The 18211-nt window shown below is 56.0% G+C and carries 21 protein-coding genes and 1 tRNA gene; 5 read left to right on the top strand and 17 right to left on the bottom strand.

Features of this window, described 5'->3' with window-relative positions:
* Nucleotides 1-71 precede the first annotated feature (71 nt).
* The 3 genes from AAEZ03_RS10435 to AAEZ03_RS10425 form a co-directional block, all read right to left on the bottom strand.
* Nucleotides 72-575 carry an HPP family protein gene (locus AAEZ03_RS10435; RefSeq protein ID WP_350578309.1) on the bottom strand — a complete coding sequence of 168 codons (504 nt, stop codon included), beginning with the start codon at nt 573-575 and terminating at the stop codon, nt 72-74.
* Between the two features lie 7 nt (nt 576-582).
* Complete coding sequence (locus AAEZ03_RS10430; RefSeq protein WP_350578306.1) at nt 583-1782, bottom strand: NAD-dependent formate dehydrogenase; 1200 nt, start codon at nt 1780-1782, stop codon at nt 583-585.
* 140 nt (nt 1783-1922) lie between these two features.
* Complete coding sequence (locus AAEZ03_RS10425; protein WP_350578303.1) at nt 1923-2834, bottom strand: LysR family transcriptional regulator; 912 nt, start codon at nt 2832-2834, stop codon at nt 1923-1925.
* A gap of 311 nt (nt 2835-3145) precedes the next feature.
* Here AAEZ03_RS10425 and AAEZ03_RS10420 point away from each other — a divergent pair, with 311 nt between their 5' ends.
* A complete protein-coding gene (locus AAEZ03_RS10420; RefSeq protein ID WP_350578300.1) occupies nt 3146-4330 on the top strand; it encodes a hypothetical protein in 1185 nt (394 codons plus the stop codon).
* 78 nt (nt 4331-4408) lie between these two features.
* Here the strand turns inward: AAEZ03_RS10420 and AAEZ03_RS10415 are convergent.
* The 4 genes from AAEZ03_RS10415 to AAEZ03_RS10400 form a co-directional block, all read right to left on the bottom strand.
* Nucleotides 4409-4482, bottom strand: a tRNA-Gly gene (locus tag AAEZ03_RS10415).
* A gap of 107 nt (nt 4483-4589) precedes the next feature.
* Entirely contained in the window at nt 4590-5462 is an 873-nt protein-coding gene (locus tag AAEZ03_RS10410; RefSeq protein ID WP_350578349.1) for an alpha/beta fold hydrolase, read from the bottom strand.
* 156 nt (nt 5463-5618) lie between these two features.
* On the bottom strand, nt 5619-6332 hold the full coding sequence (locus AAEZ03_RS10405; protein ID WP_350578297.1) for a pseudouridine synthase: 714 nt from the start codon (nt 6330-6332) through the stop codon (nt 5619-5621).
* A gap of 33 nt (nt 6333-6365) precedes the next feature.
* Nucleotides 6366-6587 (bottom strand): cysteine-rich CWC family protein, encoded by a 222-nt coding sequence (locus AAEZ03_RS10400; RefSeq protein ID WP_350578294.1) that lies wholly within the window; start codon nt 6585-6587, stop codon nt 6366-6368.
* Nucleotides 6588-7204: 617 nt separating this feature from the next.
* Between AAEZ03_RS10400 and ung the strand changes: the two genes are divergently transcribed.
* Nucleotides 7205-7897 carry a uracil-DNA glycosylase gene (gene ung, locus AAEZ03_RS10395; RefSeq protein ID WP_350578291.1) on the top strand — a complete coding sequence of 231 codons (693 nt, stop codon included), beginning with the start codon at nt 7205-7207 and terminating at the stop codon, nt 7895-7897.
* A 76-nt stretch (nt 7898-7973) separates the two neighbouring features.
* Here the strand turns inward: ung and AAEZ03_RS10390 are convergent, their stop codons facing one another.
* Nucleotides 7974-8333: a hypothetical protein gene (locus AAEZ03_RS10390; protein ID WP_350578288.1), complete on the bottom strand. Its 360-nt coding sequence runs from the start codon at nt 8331-8333 to the stop codon at nt 7974-7976.
* Nucleotides 8330-8599 (bottom strand): Ogr/Delta-like zinc finger protein, encoded by a 270-nt coding sequence (locus AAEZ03_RS10385; RefSeq protein WP_123749746.1) that lies wholly within the window; start codon nt 8597-8599, stop codon nt 8330-8332. The genes AAEZ03_RS10390 and AAEZ03_RS10385 overlap by 4 nt, the downstream gene beginning before the upstream one ends.
* A 337-nt stretch (nt 8600-8936) precedes the next feature.
* On the opposite strand from AAEZ03_RS10385, the gene AAEZ03_RS10380 reads away from it, so the two are divergent.
* Nucleotides 8937-9356: a helix-turn-helix domain-containing protein gene (locus AAEZ03_RS10380; RefSeq protein ID WP_350578285.1), complete on the top strand. Its 420-nt coding sequence runs from the start codon at nt 8937-8939 to the stop codon at nt 9354-9356.
* 1 nt (nt 9357) lies between these two features.
* On the opposite strand, the gene AAEZ03_RS10375 is transcribed toward AAEZ03_RS10380, so the two are convergent.
* The 6 genes from AAEZ03_RS10375 to AAEZ03_RS10350 all read right to left on the bottom strand — a co-directional run bounded on the left by AAEZ03_RS10375 (nt 9358) and on the right by AAEZ03_RS10350 (nt 13734).
* A complete protein-coding gene (locus AAEZ03_RS10375; RefSeq protein ID WP_350578283.1) occupies nt 9358-9708 on the bottom strand; it encodes a putative holin in 351 nt (116 codons plus the stop codon).
* On the bottom strand, nt 9698-10108 hold the full coding sequence (locus AAEZ03_RS10370; protein WP_350578280.1) for a head completion/stabilization protein: 411 nt from the start codon (nt 10106-10108) through the stop codon (nt 9698-9700). Before AAEZ03_RS10370 ends, AAEZ03_RS10375 begins: the two co-directional genes overlap by 11 nt.
* A 34-nt stretch (nt 10109-10142) precedes the next feature.
* Entirely contained in the window at nt 10143-10412 is a 270-nt protein-coding gene (locus AAEZ03_RS10365; RefSeq protein ID WP_350578277.1) for a helix-turn-helix domain-containing protein, read from the bottom strand.
* 312 nt (nt 10413-10724) lie between these two features.
* Nucleotides 10725-12239 (bottom strand): tripartite tricarboxylate transporter permease, encoded by a 1515-nt coding sequence (locus tag AAEZ03_RS10360; RefSeq protein ID WP_350578275.1) that lies wholly within the window; start codon nt 12237-12239, stop codon nt 10725-10727.
* A gap of 1 nt (nt 12240) precedes the next feature.
* Complete coding sequence (locus AAEZ03_RS10355) at nt 12241-12699, bottom strand: tripartite tricarboxylate transporter TctB family protein (RefSeq protein WP_048368006.1); 459 nt, start codon at nt 12697-12699, stop codon at nt 12241-12243.
* A gap of 57 nt (nt 12700-12756) precedes the next feature.
* Nucleotides 12757-13734, bottom strand: a complete 978-nt coding sequence (locus AAEZ03_RS10350; protein ID WP_350578272.1) for a Bug family tripartite tricarboxylate transporter substrate binding protein — start codon at nt 13732-13734, stop codon at nt 12757-12759.
* A 447-nt stretch (nt 13735-14181) separates the two neighbouring features.
* Between AAEZ03_RS10350 and tctD the strand changes: the two genes are divergently transcribed.
* Nucleotides 14182-14853, top strand: coding sequence for a two-component system response regulator TctD (gene tctD / locus AAEZ03_RS10345; protein ID WP_123749752.1), 672 nt, complete (start codon nt 14182-14184; stop codon nt 14851-14853).
* Nucleotides 14846-16249 (top strand): two-component system sensor histidine kinase TctE, encoded by a 1404-nt coding sequence (tctE, locus tag AAEZ03_RS10340; RefSeq protein ID WP_123749753.1) that lies wholly within the window; start codon nt 14846-14848, stop codon nt 16247-16249. Before tctD ends, tctE begins: the two co-directional genes overlap by 8 nt.
* Before the next feature lie 115 nt (nt 16250-16364).
* Here the strand turns inward: tctE and AAEZ03_RS10335 are convergent, their stop codons facing one another.
* Both AAEZ03_RS10335 and ygfZ read right to left on the bottom strand, forming a co-directional pair.
* Nucleotides 16365-17183: an HDOD domain-containing protein gene (locus AAEZ03_RS10335; RefSeq protein ID WP_048385479.1), complete on the bottom strand. Its 819-nt coding sequence runs from the start codon at nt 17181-17183 to the stop codon at nt 16365-16367.
* 15 nt (nt 17184-17198) lie between these two features.
* Complete coding sequence (gene ygfZ / locus AAEZ03_RS10330; protein ID WP_350578267.1) at nt 17199-18143, bottom strand: CAF17-like 4Fe-4S cluster assembly/insertion protein YgfZ; 945 nt, start codon at nt 18141-18143, stop codon at nt 17199-17201.
* Nucleotides 18144-18211 lie beyond the last annotated feature (68 nt).

The raw sequence follows: 18211 nt of genomic DNA, 5'->3' as shown, positions 1-18211 counted from the left end.
GCTTGCCTCGCGATCTTTTGATCTTTAAATGATCGCGAGACAAACGCGCTACCGTTTTTTTGCCAATCCCGTTACAACAGCGCCTTGCCCAACGCCTCGACGGCTTTCCAGTACAGCCACGCGACGAGGGTGATCAGGACGGCACCTACCAGCGTTGGCATCACGGCAAACGTCCAGCCCGGGTCAAGCATGAACACGAGGATGGGGTTGCCGCCTGCCGGTGGATGCAGGGTGCCACTGAGCGCCATCAGCATGAGTGCGAGTGCGCACGCCAGTGCCATGGGAAAGGCGCCGGGGCCCAGCAGGTACAAACACACCAGCCCGATGCACGAGCACAGCACATGGCCACCAATGACATTGCGTGCCTGGGAGAACGGCCCTTTGGGAAAGCCGAACAGCAGCACGCAGGAGGCGCCGAAAGAGCCAATGATCCATGGGGCTTCACTGTGTTCAGCCAGCAGGCCAACAATGCTCAGAGCCACGAATGCGCCGAAACCGGCCAGCAAAAGCTGACCGGCCCGAGCCCGCACAGGGGGTGTCGCGTTGGGTGAGGTGCCTGGCGGAGTGTGAGTCATGTGCCAATCACTGCTTGAAGCGTTCGGCTTCTTCCGAACCCTTGGTGGCGTTACCGGCGCTGTAGGAATGCGCCCCTACGCCCGCCAGCTTGCCGCCTTTGACGATCAGGTACTCGTCGCGGATCGGCCGATTTTCAAAGTAGCACTCGAGGATTTCACGGGTACCCGCGGCATAGCGCGTTTGTGCCGACAGGCTGGTGCCGGAGATATGCGGGGTCATCCCGTGGTGCGGCATGCTGCGCCATGGATGGTCGGCCGGTGCCGGTTGCGGGAACCAGACGTCGCCGCCATAGCCCGCCAGTTGCCCGCTTCGCAATGCCTCGGCCACTGCGTCGCGATCACACAGCTTGCCCCGGGCGGTGTTGATCAGGTAAGCGCCGCGCTTGAATTTCTTCAGCGACTCGGCGTTGATCATGTGCTCGGTTTCAGGGTGCAGCGGGCAGTTCAGCGTGACTACATCGCAGACTTTGGTGAGGCTTTCCAGCGTGGAGTGATACGTGAGGTTCAGCTCTTTCTCGATCGTTTCAGGCAGGCGATGGCGATCCATGTAGTGCAGGTGCATGTCGAACGGCTTGAGCAAGCGCAGCACTCGCAGACCAATACGCCCGGCGGCGACAGTGCCGACATGCATGCCTTCGACATCGTAGGAGCGCTCGACGCAGTCGGCGATATTCCAGCCGCCTTTGAGCACCCATTGGTGGGACGGCAGGTAGTTGCGCACCAGGGCGAGGGTGGTCATGACCACGTGCTCGGCAACGCTGTTGCTGTTGCAGTAGGTGACTTCTGCCACGGTGATGTTGCGCTCGATTGCAGCCTGCAGGTCGGTGTGGTCCGAGCCGATCCCGGCGGTCAAAATCAGCTTTAGTTTGGGCGCTTTGTCCATGCGTTCAGCGGTCATGTAAGCCGGCCAGAACGGTTGCGAGATAACGATTTCGGCGTCATGCAATTCGCGGTCGAGGACGCTGTCGGCGCCATCTTTGCTCGACGTGACGATCAGCTCGTGGCCATTGGACTCCAGGTATTTACGCAGCCCCAGTTCACCCGAAACACTGCCCAACAGCGTGCCCGGTACAAAATCGATGGCCTTGGGAGTGGGCAGGGTTTGGCCGTCGGGGTATCGATCCAGATGGGGCAATCCATCGCGGGCGTAGGTCGTGGGTTGGCCGGTGACAGGGTCGTCGTAAAGTACGCAAATGATCTTCGCCATTGGAGCCTCCTGTTATTGGAATTGACGAGCGGCTTTTCTGAGCCCTCGCCCGAGCAGTTCTTGCTGCTCGTTGAGGATCCTCAGGGAAGGGGCTGTCAAAGGCCAATCGCTTGTTCCGATCTATAAATCAGATAAACCGATCAACACGTCAGGAAGGCGTCTACACGGCTTTGCAGGTCGAGAGAGGTAAACAGACTGAGCGCCGACGCCAGCAGCAAGGGCTGAGGATCACGCTGCAGCAGCACCAGGCCGATCTCCCTGTGCAATTGCGGCACGATAGGGATTGCGGTGATTTCTTGGCGCATTTCAGACAGCGCCAACACACTGTGCGGCACGACACTGTAAAGCCCGGAACAGCGGACATGGCCATACAGCACCATCATCGAGTCGGTTTCAACGCGCGGTATCACCTGCACTCCGGCAGTGGCAAAGGCTTCATCCACGCCCTGGCGGCATTGCATATTGCGCGTCAGCAGGCACAGCGGCAGCTCGCCGACCTCGCGCCAGGTGAGGGCCGGTTTGCCGCGCAGGCCAGTGTCATCCCTTGCTATCAGCACATACCGCTCGGTAAACAGGGGATAGGTTTCAAACGCCTGCAACCTCCCGTCAGAGAGGTAAGTCATGCCGATATCCAATTCAAAGTTACTGATACCTTGCAGAATCTGCGAGGTGGAAAGCGTATAAATTTCGTGGGCCATGCGTGGATACGTACTCAGGCACGAGTCGGTCATCAGCGGCACCATCGACAGCACTGTGGGAATCGCCCCCAGGCGCAACGTGCCTGCCGGATCCAGCTCACGGTTGCTCGCCTCCTGACGCAATGCCCCGCAGTCTGCAAGGATGCGCCGGGCCCACACCAGCACCTTCTCACCGTCCGCAGTAAACCCCTCGAAACGGCGACTGCGCTGTACCACTGAAATCCCCAAGTCTTGTTCCAGCGTGCGGATGGCTTCAGAAAGCGTGGGCTGTGACACGTTGCATTTCTCAGCGGCGCGGCCGAAATGCTGTTCTTGGGACAGCGTTACCAGATAGGTCAGTTGGCGTAAAAGCATGACGGGGGTGTCCCTTGTTTTTATTCGGGGGTAGCGAGCGCGGGAGGTTGGTCGCTATATGTTTAACAATATAGCGCTTGGGTTAACTGGCGGGGGGAACAGGGGGCAGTGCTGCAGGGCCAATGGGAGGAGCGCACTGTTTTTTACCACTGATAGCAGTTGGCCGGTATGCTCTGTGAGTCGATAATGCTCACCCGTCACGATTAGACCTGGAAATGCACCGCCTTCAGATGAAGCGCAAGCCTTGCAAGGTTCATATGCAACAGTGGGGGGGAACCCATGACTTTATGTTTTTCTATTGAGATTAATGTATGACGCTCTTGGCTTTTTTAGCGATTCTCTTTGCAATCCCTACCTACGGTTTATCGATTGTGGCTTTGATTGTTTTCGCCATGCTTCGAGGCTATCTCAGAGGCGTGGCAGCTAAAACCAAAGAGAGATATGACGATGCCATGAGAGAGGCGCGTGACTCAATAGAACGAGGGCATTATCCAAAGCCTGGTTGGATGGCTAATAAATCGGCGCAAGTTGTTTTTGAATCAGCCATTTATGAGGCAGCAGTGAGTGAAGGGTTGACCAAAAGTCAGATAGACCGTCTGTTTGGAAATAAAGAAACAGTGGCCTGCGTGATGACGGTTGCCGCGAGTTTTGAAAAATACAAATTTAGCAGGGTTGAACAAATAGTAGGTGCTACGGATTTCGCGACTGTCCTGGCTAAAAAAGAGTATCAGCGACTAAAAAATGGCACGCCTTCACTGGTGCAGGGATACGATGAAGCACAAAAGCTGTGTGAAGCCGGGCAAAGGTTGTTTGCAGAAGGCAAGTACACACACGCTATCTATGCGTTTACAGACGCTCTTGAAAAGCATGAGATATCAATTGCCTACTCTATGCGGGCAGTGATTTATGCGCATCGGATAAGGCACTATGAAGCCCTGCAGGACTTACTGAAAGCTGAATCAATAAGCGATACGAGCAGTCAAAAAATAAAAGGAAACTTGCAGTCGAATATCGAGATATGCACGGTTCTATGCCATGCGTATGGTAGCGATCTGCGAAATGAGTTAATCAATGAGGTAAAAGGTTTAGATGAGGCCGTCCTGCCTCATCGGCTGTTAAGCTCTTGGCTGGATATTGATGTGCGACGCTGGTGGGAGGGCGACTTTGATCACGCGTTATTGGAGCATTATTATTTTGGAGAGCTTCATTCAATTACGACCTTTGATGAGTTTGAACACTATCAAGAGGTTTTAATATTGGCCGACAGATATCCAGCAGGCTTTATTGAAGGCAAGGCGGGAGCGTGTCCCAACGAGAAAGCGTTCAAGGTGATGAAAATGAAGTCGGAAAGTTTGCTGTGCTCGCTCGATGAACAGCATATGTACGACGTGCGCACTGCGGTGATTGTGGCGGCTCATGAAAAGCTCATGGTTCGTGATTCTGGAGCTGCTGGTAAGGCAGTAAACGTTGACAGCACCGCCAATAACAGCGTCTAGGGGGCTGAGGCAGAGAGGTCAATCACTTGGGCGGAGGCAATGAAAGGCGGCTGAGAAGCCGGTGAAGCCTGGAAGAATTGGAGCGGGTAGAGGGAATCGAACCCTCAACTAAAGCTTGGGAAGCTTTCGTTTTGCCACTAAACTATACCCGCTCAAAGCGGCTAACTTTGTACCAGAAGTCGGCCTTGATGAGAAGTTTTTTATTCTTGAAATGTGCATTTCAGGGCGTTGGTTAAACCTTTTCGTGTTTTAAGCGCCGTCACAGCGCTACCGACAATCGCTGTGCGGGCCTTGTGATGACAGGCGCTGGCGGTTTTAAAAAGTCGAGCAAGGCAATCTTGCTGATGTGGCTGGCCTGTTTGTGTTCCATGTCCAGAAAGTGTCCGGTGTTTTCCACGCTGACAAATTGGCTGTCGCGGATCGCGTGTGCGAATTGCCGTGCGTCATTGGCGGCGGTGTATTCGTCCCATTCACCATTGATGAACAACACCGGTATTTCAATGCGTTGTGTGGCCTTGAGATAGCACTGAGGGTCGCCGCTCAGCACCTGGTTGATATGAAAGTGCATCTGCGCGTATTCGTGTTCGGCCAAGGTGCTGACGTGCCGGTAGTTGAAGCGCTTGAACAGGGAAGGCAGGTGCTTGCCCAGGGTGTCGTTGACCAGATTGCCGACCTGCGTGCGGTTACAGTCTGCCAGGCAGCGGCGGCCGCGCTCCAGGTAGTTGCGCATGGGGGCATTGATGAGGGGCGAAAATGAGCTGATGACGGCTTTTTCGATACGCCGGGGTGAGCTGGCCAGGGCGGTCAGCGCGGCGGTGCCTCCCCATGAGAATGACAGCACGTACTGGGCGTCGAAGTGCTCAATCAACTCCAGAAGCACGTCGGCTTCCAGTTCTTGGGTCAGAGGGTTCAGATGCCGGTTGTGAGGTTTTGACTGGCCTGCGTAGGGCTGATCGTAAAGGACGACGTTGAGGTGCGGGTGCAGGTTTTTGACGGTTTGGGCGAACGATGCTGTTGTGGACATCGACCCGTTGACCAGAATGATAGTGTTTTGCGCGGTATCAGAGCGGTAGAACTCAGTGTGAATTCGATACTGTCCCTGAATGTCGAGCACAGCGATTTCGGGCTTCATCATGGGTCTGACTCCAGTGAATCGAGCGTCTGTCAGACTGATAATGCGCCGCGATTGTGACAGGCAGGCGTGGCCTTAAGCGCAGTTCACATCTGTAGGAGCGAGCTTGTCTCGCGATCTTTTCAACGATCAACAGATCGCGAGGCAAGCTCGCTCCTACAGCGGTTGCATCGCGGGGCAGCACTGCTGGATTTCCTCTGACGTCAACGCACGGTATTCGCCCGGGGCGAGTCGGCTGTCGAGCATCAGCGGGCCAATGCTTTCACGGTGCAGGCGTAAGACCTTATTGTCGAAGTAGCCAAACATGCGCTTAACCTGATGATAGCGACCTTCAACAATGCTTAAGCGCGCCGAGCGTGGGCCGAGCAGTTCAAGTATGGCAGGCAAGGTGGTCAGGTCTTCGTAGGCAAAATACACGCCCTGTTCGAACCGGGTGATGTAACCGTCAGTGATCTCTTGTTCAGTCTCGACGTAGTACACCTTGGGCAGTTTGGTTTGCGGTTGCGTCAGGTGGCGAGACCAATGACCGTCATTGGTGATGAGCATCAAGCCGCTGGTGTTGAAGTCCAGTCGACCCGCGATGTGCAGGTCGTGCTTGTCGGTTTCGTTCAGCAGATCCAGCACGGTCGGGTGCTCCGGGTCCTGGGTGGCGCTGACGCAGCCTGGCGGTTTGTGCAGCATGAAATAACGCGCGGGTTTGCCGGCTTGCAACACGTGTTCATCGAGCTCAACCCGGCTGAACTCGCGAATGTCATGGTGCGGGTCAGAGACGATCTGGCCATCAACCCGAACGCGCTTTTCAATCAGCAACAAGCGAGCCTGTTGGCGGTTGAACTGGGGCAGGTTGCTCAGAAAACGGTCTACGCGCATAGCGATCAATCACAAGAAATACAGGCCTGCATCTTACGCGAGGTGTTCTGGGGGCGCCGAGGGTAATTGGTTGAGTACATCGGCGCAGCGGGAGCACAGGCATGCGCTGTTGCGTTGCTCGGGCGCCAAAGCCCGCAAGATCTCAGGATCAATGCTGACGCTGTAACACCAGCAGGGCAGATGCTCGGTCTGTGCACTGGCCATAGAGCAGTCATTACGCGCACCACAGGCGGGGCAGAGGTCGGGAGCTGTCATGTCGGGTGTCCGTGGAGTGGCTGGCATCTGTGGCGTCAGTGTATGCCTTGTGCCCTGGCGCTGCGCTAAACATCTTGTCGCGTACGGGCCTGGCCACTGGTCTGAGGGTGAGTGTTGCATGGCACTGAGTCTGCTTTTTGCGGTCATATAAATCGTCAGGCAGCATTGCTGTTTGGCGCCGTCCAGCGCCGCTGGATCGTGCCCTTTCGCGGTCCAGGAGGCCGCCATGTTCCGACGTCTACTCACTATTGTTGTATTGGGTTTGGCTGTGTCTGCGTGTGTGCCTTATAACTCGGGTTACAGCGTTTATCGCTCTGATGTTTATACGGTGCCAGCACCTTATTACTACGGCGTTTACCGGCCTTATTACGTCTACCCGCACCCTTACTACGCCCCGTCGCCACACTACTGGGGCCCTGGGCCCGGGTATCACTATGGTTATGGGGGAGGGTACGGCCGAGGCTGGGGAGGCCGATAAACCACAGAGCACGTAACGCGACTAATCTCTGCGTCGCAGGCTGGCGTGCGTATCGTCAGTCTGCGCTACGGGTATTGATCAATTGACAATGGGAGCGAGCTTTTCTAGTGTCCGCGGCATTGTTTTCAAGGGTATAGCCATGACGTCGGATGATCGTATAAAACTTGAAGCTGCCTGGAAGCAGGCTTTGCGTGAGGAGTTCGATGAACCCTACATGGGTGAGTTGCGCGAGTTTTTGCGCCAGGAACATGCCGCCGGAAAAGAAATCTACCCGCCAGGGCCGTTGATTTTCAATGCGCTGAACTCAACGCCGCTGAACAACATCAAAGTGGTCATTCTGGGGCAAGACCCCTATCACGGGCCTGGCCAGGCTCATGGTTTGTGTTTCTCGGTTCAGCCGGGTATCGCAGTGCCGCCATCGCTGGTCAATATCTATAAAGAACTCAAGCGTGACTTGAATATTGATATCGCGCCTCACGGCTGTTTGCAGTCCTGGGCGGATCAGGGCGTGTTGCTGCTTAACACGACGATGACCGTGGAGCGGGGGATTGCTGCCTCACATGCCAAAAAAGGCTGGGAACGTTTTACCGATCGCATTATTCAAGTCGTCAGTGAGCAGCAACCTCATCTGGTCTTTTTGCTTTGGGGCGCTCATGCGCAGAGCAAGCAAAAGCTGATCGATGCGACTAAACATCTGGTGCTGACCTCGGTACACCCCTCGCCGTTGTCGGCTTACCGTGGTTTTATCGGCAATGGGCATTTCAGCCGTACCAACAAGTTTCTCGAGCAAAATGGCCTGACCCCGATCGACTGGAAGTTACCGCCTGTTTGATCCGGACTCATACGCCGTTGGCACACCAGGTAAGACGCCTGGTGTGCTGAGGTGCAATGATCTGGGCCTATCCAGGTCAGACCAGGCGCAAGCGACAGTTATCGGGCGCCTCAATCACTCTGCCGACTATTGCTGCGACAGGCACAGCCCAAGTCATGCCGTTGGCCGGGTCGGTAATCACAGCGAGCGTATCGCTGCTGGCACTGACGTCCAGACGTCGTCGTTCATGAATGGTTTTTAAATCGCCATAGGCATGACTGACCAGCTTTTCCGCAAGCGCTGTGCTTAATTCAAACGTTGTGACCAAATACCGGACCGCCTTGCAAAAAAGCACCTGATCGTGACGGGGGTGCTGGGCCTGATAACGCTGCAAGAACACCAGCGCAGCTTGCTGAAGGTAGGGGTGGTCTTCGCTTTTCGAATAAATAAGAGTCATGCGCGGGCGCCCTCGGCAGTCATTTTTTCGGAGGGTAGCGCCGCTTGGCGCAACTCCTGATTGACACCCGGCAGGCGCACGTCCGGGTTCGGCATACCACTGGGAGACAGCTCATGGGTCATTTCAAATTCTGCCCTGACTGACCAGCCGCAGGCTTCGGTTGTGCATTGCAAATAAGCGACGCGTAAGAAGATATGTCGACCTTCGCTGGTGCGAATACGCATTCTGCTTAAGCAATGCGGACAAACCATTTTATAGGTGCTCATGACTGACTCCAATTGAACTATTGTTGTGTGCTCGTTTGAATAAGCACGTTAATTTCAAAGAAAGATCAATCCGTTGATCATGCAGGCTGACACCTTATGTCGGGGTTAGTCAGTTTTTTGATGATGAGTAATCCTTTTTAACTGTTCTTGTAAGAATTATGACTTCGGATAGGTAATCTTTTTTTCAGGTTTTCTTTATATCTTTGTTTTTTCCTAATCGGCTGTTTCAGTAGTCTTTTGTTTTGATGGGAAATGTTACATATCTATAACTAAAAAATACTCAATACGCGTAAATTCTGCCAAAAAACACAACAATGTCAAATTGGAAAAATTCAAATTGAGTAGCAGTAAATCTATTGAAATACTTGGACGGTTGAAAAAAATAACTCGCGTTAAAACAGACTCCGGGCTTTCTGAGGTGCTGGGAGTAAGTCCGCAAACGCTCAGTAGCTGGAAAGGCCGTGGTCGCATTCCTTACTCGGTGTGTATGGAACTTGCCAGCGCACATGGTGTCTCGCTTGACTGGCTGTTTGGTGGTCAGGGTCCAATGTTGTTGCAGTCGCCGGCGACGGTGGTTGAATCCGTGGGCAGGCTGTCGGAACATGAGCGAAAAATGGTATTGATGTTTCGAGCATTAAAACGCTCCGATCAACGCGTTGTGTATAAAGTGGCCGAAGAAAAACAACAGCTTTATCTGTTACTTCGTCAAGTTGAAGAACTGTCAGCCCGTCTTGAGTATGATGCCGCTCGCCGTTAGTTTATTTTGGGCCTTTGAAACGTCGCAGGACATCGGCAATATCTGCAGTATTGACCCAAATCATGAGTTTTATGCTGATAGGTATGACTATCAGTGCGCAAATAAATGCCGTGACGCCCACGGATAAACCGTTTAAATATGGCAGGGCGACAGGGGTGAACAAATAACCGACGCTGGCGCTCAGCAGAAAGGAGCCTACGTGTTGCCAGCCCTTGAGAGACCTGCGTGCACTGGTGACCACCCACGCCCCCAGAGAGGCCCCAAACACGGCATCACGGTCGATCATCGCGATAATCGGAAGCCCTGTTTCCAGATACCAGTACGAAGCAAAACTAATCATTTCATTCGTCATGATGTCGGTACTCATGCGTGAACAAATGGAGGGCGGGCGGCTCATCCAGAGAACAGCGGCGTCCGCACTTTGCAATTTTAAGATACTGATAAAGCTCAATGGCTGCGGTGGCTTCTACAGCGTTGAGGTAGTGGGCCACCAACACGGAACAGTTGTTGATAGTGGGGGCGGGGACCTCTTCTAAATACCCATAACCTTGTTGCCGAACATGCTGCTGCCACACGGTCAGTGCTTTATTGACGGTGGCAGTTGCACCGTGCGCTGCTGTTCTAAGTCGACCTTCACTGATACTTGAGCTCAAGGACAGGGCCTTCCTGAGCGATGTCAAGTTGACGGGAGGCCAAAACGCATCATCGCTGATGCACTCAGACATTGAGAGAGACGCTGTTGATAGGCTCATGCTTATAGTCCTTGGCACGCCTTTTTATTGCTCGTTAAGGTAGCAGGGGCATGCCGAGCTTAATGGCTTTGATGACGGCGGCGTGACGCGACGTGACGCCGAATTTCATTCGTACATTGGCGATATGAAAATTTATGGTTGTTTCTGATCTGTTCAGAATGAGCGCCACCTCGGCACTGGTTTTTCCTTGGGCACACCAACTAAGGACTTCATGTTCCTTTGGCGTCAGAGAGGATATGAAATCAGGCGATGTAGAGGGTGTATCCAGCGAGAGAGGTCGCCTGGAAAAGCTGCGCTTTTTCATATGTTGCCCTTGCATTGAGGAGTGTGCCGGACGAGAAGATCATTCTTGATGTGCTAAAAATAATCGTCCTGATGACGGCTCAACAACGTGGCAAGGTTGTAGGAATGTCCATGACAGTAATGGAATATTCCTACACGCAAGTTGAGTGTTTATACATGGGTCTGCAAGGGCGTTTAAGCCGATTGCACACAAGTTGGCGATTCACGGGTTGCCTGGCGAGCAGGGCGCCCGCCAGGTGTTTTACTTGATTGCCCTAAGGCAAACGCCAGTCAGGGCGACTGGCGGTGTTACTCGCAGCCTTTAACGCCTGATTCAGGCATTGGCTGTGGTGTGACGTTTGGCGCTGCGCTTGCGCCAGATACGCACGATAGGGAACAGCAGCATCACGGCGGTCAGGCCCCAGACGCTCATGGTGATCGGGCTGGCCCACAAGATCTCCAGTGCACCATTGGAAATCGACAGCGCACGACGCAGGTTCTGCTCCATCAGCCCGCCCAGGATGAACCCCAGCAGGACCGGCGACAGCGGGAAGTCGAGCTTGCGCAGGATATAGCCGAAGATGCCGATGGCGATCATCAGGAACAAGTCAAAGGTGGTTGCATGCACGGCATACACGCCAATCGCCGTGATGATGGCAATCACCGGCACCAGTGCCCAGTTAGGCACGGCCAGAATACGCGTGAAGATGCGGATCATCGGAATGTTGAGGATCACCAGCATGATGTTGGCGATAAACAACGAAGCGATGAGGCCCCAGACAATGTCCGGTTGCTGTTCAAACAGCAGCGGGCCCGGGGTGATGTTGTACAGCGACAAGGCGCCGATCATCACCGCCGTGGTGCCGGAACCCGGTACGCCCAGTGTCAGCATCGGGACCAGGGCACCGCACGCCGAAGCGCCGATAGCGGTTTCGGGGGCCGCCAGACCACGTGAGTCACCTTGTCCGAATGTGCCTGTGGCACCGGCCAGACGTTTCTCCGTCATGTAGGCCACCGCACTCGCCAAGGTTGCACCGGCACCCGGCAGCACGCCCATGATGAAGCCCAGCAAACCGCAGCGGATGTTCACCACGAACACCGCGGAGGCTTCTTTGAAGTTGAACAGCATACGGCCGGTGGCTTTCACGGCTTCCTGGCCGCGATGGGTTTTCTCCAGCAATAGCAGAATCTCGCTGATGGAAAACAGCCCGAGCACCAGCACGACAAACTGGATGCCGTCAGTCAGGTGGATGTTATCGCCGGTGAAACGGTACACACCGCTGTTGGCATCGATCCCGACGCACGACAGAAACAGGCCGATCAGTGCAGCGATAAACGTCTTGAGCGGTCGGTCGCCGGCCATACCGCCGAGGCAGACAATCGCGAACACCATGAGCACAAAGTATTCAGCCGGGCCGAAGGCAATCGCCCATTTGGCCAGTAGCGGGGCAAACAGCACCATGCCGCAGGTGGCAATGAATGCACCAATGAACGAGCTCCAGGCCGAGAGCGACAACGCCACGCCGGCCAGGCCTTTACGGGCCATTGGGTAGCCGTCAAGGGTGGTCATGACAGTCGATGCTTCGCCGGGGATGTTCAGCAAAATCGAGCTGATACGGCCGCCATATTCACAGCCCAGGTACACCGCAGCCAACAAGATAAGCGCGGACTCTGGCGGCAGGCCGAGGGCGAAGGCAATCGGGATGAGCAGGGCCACGCCGTTGATCGGGCCAAGGCCGGGCAGCAGGCCGACCACGGTGCCGATCAAGGTGCCGCACAGAGCGGTGACCAGGTTGTAAGGGCTGAGCGCGACGCCGAAGCCCTGGCCCAAATAGCTAAAAGTATCCATATCAGTTCTCCAGAACTTCGAGCAGGCCAAGCGGCAGCGGAACGTCCATCGCTTTATCAAACAGCAGATAAAGACCGACGCTCATCAAACTGATGATCACAATGCTCGGCAACCAGCGGCCGCCATACAGGCGTGCCATCGGGATGCCGACCAAGATGGCGCTGAGGACAAAACCGAGGGTTTCGAAAGTGCCGGCAAAAATCAGCAACAGCACCACACACAGGCCGATCTTGATCAGGGTTTCACGATCCAGTTGGGGGTCGTCTTCGCTGTGCACCACCGGCGAGGGGCGAAAGATCATGTAGATCAAACCCAGGCTCATCAGGCCGAGCATCAACAGCGGGAAGGCGCGCGGGCCGACCGGCTCGTAAGAAAAAGACGCCTGATAAGGCCAGGCCATCGCCGCCAGACAGAGGCAGACAATGAGCAGCGCCGAGGCAAAAATACGTTGTAAGAGCATGGTTCACTCCAGGGCTGTGCCCTCACGGTAAAGGGCACAGTCAGCGATCAGCGACGGTTACTGAACGAGGCCAAATTCCTTGGCCAGGACTTTGTAATCAGCCACCTGTTTCTTCACATAGGCGTCCAGTTCCGGGCCGGTCATCGAGAACGGAAACAGTTCGCGCTGATCACGCAAAGTGGCGAAGTCTTCGGACACCAGCAGTTTGTCGAAGGTGTCTTTCCACCACGCATAGTCTTCATCGCTGACTTTTGGCCCCAGGTAGAAGCCGCGCACCACCGGCCAGACGATGTCGTAGCCTTGTTCCTTGGCGGTCGGGATGTCTTTCATCTGCGGGTCGTCAAGACGTTCATCGGCGAAGACCGCCAGCAGGCGCATGTCACCGCTCTGGATGTGAGGCATGGAGTCGGAAATATCGGTGCTGCCGACCTGGATATGGCCGCCCAGCAAGGCCGTGGCGATTTCGCCGCCGCCTTCCAGCGCGACGTAACGCAAGTCACGCGGGTTGATGCCTGCCGCTTTGGCGACCAGCGCCGTCTGCATCCAGTCCTGGCTACCCACTGTGCCGCCGGAGCCAATCACCACACTGCCCGGATCTTTTTTCAGTGCTTGAACGAGATCGTCGAGATTCTTGTAGGGCGAGTCTTTTTTCACAGCGAGCGCGCCGTAGCTGGTGCCCACAGCAGACAGCCAGCGCACATTGCTTTCATCAAAGCGTCCGAACTTGCCTTGTGCCAGGTTCAGCAGTGAGCCGCTGGACCATGCCACCAATGTGCCAGCGTCTGCCGGGCGCTGCGCGACGACCGCGTTATACGCCACAGCGCCCACGCCGCCCGGCATGTAGGTCACGCGCATTGGTTTGCTGAGCAGTTTTTCGTTTACCAGTGCGCTTTGCACCAGCTTGCAGGTCAGGTCAAAACCGCCGCCAGGGGAGGCCGGGGCGATACATTCAGGGCGTTTAGGTTCAGCCATCAGTTGGCCAGCGAACAACATGCAGCCGGCAGCAAGAGCCAAAGAGCGCAGTGAGAAATTCATAATGTCTCCGCAGGAGTTATTGTTTTAAACGAGCAGAAAAGTGCTGTGATCAGCCGTGGCCATCGCCAACGTTTACGCCGGGCAAGTGCCGTGCATCGTCAGCGTCATGGGTACAGCGAGGGGCAACAGAATGTCGTTCGCAGGCCTGTGTGGCGGTGAGCGAAGACGGGGCAAGCAGCTAGGCAAAGGGCGATAGGCTGAGGTATCAGCATACGGTGTGCTCCATTATTGTTCTTATTGGCGAAAACACGTCGAGGTGTTTTGCGCAGCGCTAAAAAATCATTTGCGCAACAGATGCAACTGTTTGTTGGCGAATCCTAATCCGCCAACCTTTCGTGAACCTTTCAGTTTTCTTTCAGTGTTTATTTGGGGTTCACAGCCCTGTTTGCGTCTGTACACTTTGCGCACAGAGCCACAGGCCTGAACAAAAATAATGAGGTAAATCCGATGCGTGTTCTTTTGGTCGAGGATCAGTTGCAGTTGGCCGAGAGTGTTGCTCAAGCGTTGAAAAGTACCGGCCTGACCGTGGACGTCCTGCACGATGGTGTGGCCGCTGACCTGGCACTGAGCAGCGAAGACTATGCGATGGCCATTCTGGACGTGGGCCTGCCGCGAATGGATGGCTTTGAGGTGCTGGCCCGTGTGCGGGCGCGTGGCAAAACCCTGCCGGTGTTGATGCTGACCGCACGCAGTGACGTCAAGGATCGGGTGCATGGGCTCAATCTGGGCGCCGATGATTACTTGGCCAAACCGTTTGAGCTGGCTGAACTCGAAGCGCGGGTAAAAGCCCTGTTGCGCCGAAGCGTGTTGGGTGGCGAGCGCCAGCAGCGCTGCGGCACGCTGATTTACGACCTGGAGACCCGACGCTTCACGTTAAAAGACGAATTGCTTACCCTGACCTCGCGTGAGCAAGCCGTACTGGAAGCGCTGATCGCAAGGCCAGGACGGGTCATGAGCAAGGAGCAACTGGCGGCTCAAGTGTTTGGTCTGGACGAAGAAGCAAGCCCGGACGCGATTGAAATCTACGTGCACCGCTTGCGCAAAAAACTTGATGGTCATGCGGTCGCAATCGTGACGTTCCGGGGCTTGGGCTACTTGCTGGAAGGCCGTGATGTTTAAGGTCGACAGCCTGCGTTGGCGGTTGCTGTGGACCCTGACCCTGTTGCTGGTGGTGCTGATGCTCGCCAGCAGCCTGAGTGCTTACCTCAATGGTCGCGAAGCCGCTGATACGGCCTACGACCGCACCTTGCTGGCATCCGCCCGCACCATCGCCGCAGGCTTGTCACAGCGTGATGGCAGCCTGAGTGCCGACGTACCTTACGTAGCGCTCGATACCTTTGCCTACGACAGTGCCGGACGCATCTATTACCAGGTTTACGATATTCAGCGGCGGCTGATTTCGGGCTATGAACACTTGCCGGCACCGCCACCCGGCACGCCGCGGACTGACGACTACCCGGCGCTGGCGCGTTTTTACAACGCTGAATACCGTGGGCAAAACGTCCGCGTGGTGAGCCTGCTCAAGGCTGTGAGCGAGCCGAACATGAATGGCATGGCCGAAATTCGCGTGGCAGAAACCGACGAGGCGCGCGTGGCCATGGCGCGCAGCCTTATGGCCGACACCTTGCTGCGTCTGGGCATGCTGGGGCTGGGCGCATTGTTGGTGGTGTGGTTTGCCGTAAGCGCCGCCTTGCGCCCGCTAGAGCGTTTGCGCACCGCCGTTGAAGAGCGCGAACCGGATGATTTACGCCCGTTGCCACTGGTGCCTGTGCAACGTGAGCTAAGGCCGCTGGTGCAAACCTTGAACCACTTTACCGAGCGCCTGCGTTGGCAGTTTGAGCGTCAGGCGCAGTTTATTGCCGACGCGGCCCATGAGTTACGCACCCCGCTGGCCGTGCTCAAGGCCCGCATTGAATTGGGCTTGCGCACACATGACCCGCAAGTCTTGCGTCACACGCTGGAACAAACGGTTAAAGACACTGACCGGCTGACACATTTGGCGAACCAGTTGTTGTCGCTGGCGCGTATTGAAAATGGCGCCAGGGCGATTGCTGAGGGCGGGGCGCAATTGCTCGATCTCAGCCAACTGGCCCGTGAGCTGGGCATGGCCATGGCGCCCCTGGCGCATTCCCGAGGCGTGGCCCTGGCGCTGGAAGCCGACCAGCCGGTCTGGCTGCGCGGGGAGCCGACCTTGCTCAATGAGCTATTGAGCAACCTGATCGACAACGCACTGGCGCACACCTGCGCCGGGGGCAATGTGATCTTGCGGGTGTCCTTGCCAGCGGTGCTGGAAGTTGAAGACGACGGCCCGGGTATCCCCTATGAAGACCGTGAGCGAGTGTTCGAGCGGTTTTATCGACGTAACCAGCAAGTGGCGGGGAGTGGCCTGGGCCTGGCCATTGTTGGCGAAATCTGCCGCGCGCATCTGGCCCATATCAGCCTGCATGACGGCGCCCAGCGCGGGCTGAAAGTGCGAGTGAACTTCGTATCGGCAGCCGACAATCGTTCGCTGTAGGCGCGAGCTATCGCAGCCTTCGTGCCTCGGCAGCGACTACGGGTTCTGTAGGAGCGAGCTTGCCTGGCGATCTTTTGAACTTGCGGCCGCTTAGCAGCCGGACACAGGTGTGGCGTTACATGAACATCCCGCGCGCATCGTTCATTTGTTGCTGAAACAGCTCGCTGTCGGCATCCAGCTTCAGCCGCTTGAATGCGTGCAGCGCATTCAGGTTGTGGCTGAGCGTCGGGGTGTCGCGCTGTTCGCAGAACACCGTGGCGATTTGCACCAGATCAATGTAGTCGATGGCCTTGGACTCGCGGCCAACGTCCTGATACTGCCCCGGCAGCTTGAGCAGCATTTCCGGAAATTCCCAGACCGCGAGCAATTTGTCGCCAATCACCGGGTGAATGCGCTCGATCACATGGTTCAGCGACACAGGGTCTGCGAGCAGTTCGTTATGTTCCTCGGCATAAATCAGGATCGGCAATACGCCAATTTGATGCACCAACCCGCCAAGCGCTGCCTGATCGGGTTTGAGCGAGGTATACCGCCGACAAAACGCATAGCACACACCGGCCACCTCTAGGCTTTGTCGCCAGACGTCGCGCATTTTGCTTTCGACGACAGGCGAGCGCGCGTGGAAGATCTGCTCCATGACCAGACCAATGGCCAGGTTGCTGCTGTAATTCACGCCCAGCCGGGTGATGGCGGTGTGCAAGTCTGTCACTTCGTACAACGCGCGCAGGAGCGGGCTGTTGACGACTTTAATCAGCCGCGCCGCCAGCGCGGTATCGCGACCGATGACTTTGCTAAGGTTGCTGACGCTGATTTCCGGGTTTTCCGCTGCCTTGCGAATATTTAACGCTACTTCCGGTAGCGTGGGCAAAACCAGGTCATCTCGAACGATGGCCTTTACCAAGTCCATCTGGACTTTGCTCGCCAACATGCTCATTTCTATTCTCGAGAATTAACGCTGTATCTCACGATCACGGTCGAGTTGATAAGGCAGATCAAGCAACGTCAGTGCAGGACCTTGCAGATCCCCTACATGAATGTCTCCCGCTTCCACCGCGTCAGCCGTCAACACGGCCAGCAGTTCAATACGCTCCGGGGTATGAGCGGCAATCACCACTTCACCCACGGCGCTGCTGTGTGTTGCTGAAAACAGCGGCGTGCCAGGCTCTGGCTGCGCATTGCCAGCCTCAAGCGACAGGCGATAAAGACGGCGCTTGAGCTTGCCGAGGTACTGCATGCGCGCGACGATTTCTTGCCCGGTGTAGCAACCCTTTTTGAAGCTGACACCGCCTACCGCTTGCAGGTTGATCATTTGCGGGATGAACAGTTCGCGCGTTTGCGGCATGACTTGGCCAATGCCGGCGCGGATCTGGCCGAGTGTCCATTGGTTGATGTCGGCTTCTGGTAACTGGGCTTTCAACTGCTGGTGCAGGTGTTCGGCTTGCTCGGCCGGTGCCCACAGTTCTGCGCTGCCCTCGGACACACGAATGGCGATGAGGCCGTTCGCCCGGGCGACGCTGTCGGTGTCGGCAGGGAGGTCTATGCCCAGGCCTTGCAATACTGCGTCGCCCTGGCTCAGACCAAAGCGCACCCAGTGATCGCTGTCATCGGTCAATTTTGATTTGGAGAACACCGCGTACTTTTTCAGGTCAGCCAATTGTGGCTCGACCAGTTCACGCGCCATGGCCAGAAAGCAGCCCTGCGGTTCGAGGAGGATACGGAAACTCGACTGCATCCGGCCTTTCTGCGTGCAACGCGCACCGAGGCTTGAGCGCGTGTCGCTCAGATAATTGAGGTTACAGGTGAGTTGTCCCTGCAGGAACTTGCTGGCGTCGTTGCCAATAACAGCAAGAACGCCTTCGTGAGACAAGGTGCAGAAAAAAGCAGAGTCGGCCATGAGTCATCGCAGGTTGTAAAGTCTGGGGCACATCATAGAGGGGTGACCTGTAAATGGGTAGTTCGCAA

This window comes from Pseudomonas sp. HY2-MNA-CIBAN-0224, from assembly GCF_040310285.1.
Lineage (GTDB): Bacteria > Pseudomonadota > Gammaproteobacteria > Pseudomonadales > Pseudomonadaceae > Aquipseudomonas > Aquipseudomonas helleri.
The sequence above is the reverse complement of the archived record's forward strand: the minus strand, read 5'-3'. Positions and strand labels throughout refer to the sequence as shown.